Consider the following 1,893-nt stretch of genomic DNA (forward strand, 5'->3'; position numbering starts at 1 on the left):
TGCGCCTCGTGCACCGCCTTGTGCGCCAGCATCGGCTGGCCGACGATGTCGCCGATGGCGAAGATGTGCGGCACGTTGGTGCGCATCTGCTTGTCGACGTTGATGAAGCCGCGGTCGGTGACGGCCACGCCGGCCTTGTCGGCGCCGATCTTCTTGCCGTTCGGGCTGCGGCCGACCGCAACGAGCACGAGGTCATAGACCTGCGGACCCTTCGGTGCCTTCTCGCCTTCGAAGGTCACCTCGATGCCGGCCGGCGTGGCCGTGGCGCCCACCGTCCTGGTCTTGAGCATCACGTTGTCGAAGCGCGGCGCGTTCATCTTGTCCCAGACCTTGACGAGATCGCGGTCGGCGCCCTGCATCAGTCCGTCGAGCATCTCGACCACGTCGATGCGCGTGCCCAGGGTCGAGTAGACGGTGGCCATCTCCAACCCGATGATTCCGCCGCCGACGACCAGCATGCGCTTGGGGATGCTCTTGAGCAGCAGCGCGCCCGTGGAGTCGACGACGCGCTCGTCCTCGGGCATGAAGGGCAGCTTCACCGCCTGGCTGCCGGCGGCGATGATCGCCTTGGCGAACTTGACAACCTTCTTCTTGCCGTCGCTGCCGACCACTTCGACGTGATGCGGGTCGAGGAAGCTGCCGACGCCGGTGACCACTTCCACCTTGCGCGCCTTGGCCATGCCGGCCAGGCCGCCGGTGAGCTTGCGGATCACGCCGTCCTTGTAGCTGCGCAGCACATCGACATCGACTTCGGGCGCGGCAAACTTGATGCCGTGGTGGATCAGCGCCTTGGCCTCGTCCATCACCGCGGCGGTGTGCAGCAGCGCCTTGCTCGGGATGCAGCCGACGTTCAGGCAGACGCCGCCAAGCGTGGCATAGCGCTCGACCAGCACCGTCTTCATGCCAAGGTCGGCGCTGCGGAAGGCCGCGGAGTAGCCGCCCGGGCCGGCGCCGAGCACGAGCATCTCGCACTCGACGTCGGCTTTGCCGCTGTACGTGGCGGCGCCGGGAATCGGTGCAGCGGGCGCTGCCGGTGCAGCCGGGGCCGCGGCCTTGGCCGGTGCAGCCGGCGCAGGGGCCGGCGCGGCAGCCGCCGCGCCCGCCGCCTCGATGACAAGGATCACCGAGCCTTCGCTGACCTTGTCGTTGACCTTGACCTTGATGTCCTTGACGACGCCCGCATGCGACGATGGGATCTCCATCGACGCCTTGTCCGACTCCACCATGATCAGACCGGTGTCGACGGCGATCACCTCGCCGGGCTTGACCATCACCTCGATGACCGCGACATCCTTGAAGTCGCCGATGTCGGGGACCTTGACTTCCACTTGTGCCATGACTGCCGGCCTTTCAGAACATGATCCGCCGCATGTCGGCGAGCAGGTTGGCGAAGTGCACGTTGAAGCGCGCAGCGGCGGCACCGTCGATGACGCGGTGGTCCCACGACAGCGACAGCGGCAGCGTCAGGCGCCAGCTTGAGGTCTTGCCGTCGCTGGAGTGCTGCTTCCAGTAGCTCTTGCACACGCCCATGATCGAGACCTCGGGCGCGTTGATGATCGGCGTGAAGTAGATGCCGCCGATGCCGCCGAGCGAGCTGATCGTGAAGGTGCCGCCCGACATCTGGTCGGGCTTGAGCTTGCCGTCGCGGGCCAGCTTTGCCAGGTCTCCCATCTCCTTGGCGATCTCGGGGATGGACTTCTTGTCCACGTCGCGGATCACCGGCACGACCAGGCCGTTGGGCGTGTCGGCGGCGAAGCCGATGTGCCAGTAGTGCTTCAGCACCAGCGCGTCACCGTCCAGCGAGGCGTTGAACTCGGGGAACTTCTTCAGCGTCGCGACCGCCGCCTTCATCATGAAGGGCAGCATGCTGACCTTGACGCCGGACTTCTCGAG

At 66.5% G+C, this 1,893-nt stretch carries 2 protein-coding genes; both read right to left on the reverse strand.

Annotated elements, in window-relative coordinates; all coding sequences use genetic code 11:
• Positions 1-1,337: FAD-dependent oxidoreductase (locus tag QZV97_RS20825; RefSeq protein WP_295647327.1), on the reverse strand; the 1,337-nt coding region annotated here is incomplete at its 3' end.
• A 13-nt stretch (positions 1,338-1,350) separates the two neighbouring features.
• The coding region (locus QZV97_RS20830; protein WP_295647329.1) for a 2-oxo acid dehydrogenase subunit E2 at positions 1,351-1,893 on the reverse strand (543 nt) is incomplete at its 5' end.

Source organism: uncultured Methylibium sp. (assembly GCF_902826655.1).
GTDB lineage: Bacteria > Pseudomonadota > Gammaproteobacteria > Burkholderiales > Burkholderiaceae_C > Methylibium.